Raw genomic sequence first — 515 nt, 5'->3', positions numbered from 1 at the left:
CGCACCACCCGAGCCCGTCGCCGTCACCATCGCCGAGCCACTCCCCGCGCCACCGACCGAGCCCGTCGCCCAGCGCGTCCGCGTCGCCGGCCGGCCCGAGCGCCGCGGCGAGCTTCGCGACGATCTCGTGGACGAACTCCTACGAGCCGGTGGTCGCCGACATCCAGAGCCGGCTGGCGAGGCTGCGCTACCTGAGGCCGACGATCAGCCAGAACGGTAACCCGCAGTACGCGGTCGCGCAGCGGACCGTGTACGACCTGGGCAACCGCTGGTGGCAGCCGACCGACGACGTCGGCTTCTACCAGAACGCCACCGGCTCCGCGATACGAGCCTTCAAATACGACTACCTGCAACACGACCAGGGACAGCCGCCCGGCAACGGCAGCTGCGACGCCGCGACCTTCCAGGCACTGGTCAACGCCACCAGATGACCCCGCGCCGCCGGCCGCGCGGCGCGCACGTCCCGGGCCGCGCCACGCCCACAGCCCCCACTCGCAGCCCCTCGCACCCGCACC

At 73.0% G+C, this 515-nt stretch carries 1 protein-coding gene; it reads left to right on the top strand.

All coding sequences use genetic code 11. From position 1 onward, the window contains the following. Nucleotides 1-431: hypothetical protein (locus KGA66_RS29375; RefSeq protein ID WP_211472906.1), on the top strand; the 431-nt coding region annotated here is incomplete at its 5' end. Nucleotides 432-515 lie beyond the last annotated feature (84 nt).

The sequence above is a fragment of the Actinocrinis puniceicyclus genome (assembly GCF_018283645.1).
GTDB classification, from domain to species: Bacteria; Actinomycetota; Actinomycetes; order Streptomycetales; family Catenulisporaceae; genus Actinocrinis; species Actinocrinis puniceicyclus.
This window is presented reverse-complemented; position numbering and strand designations above follow the sequence as displayed.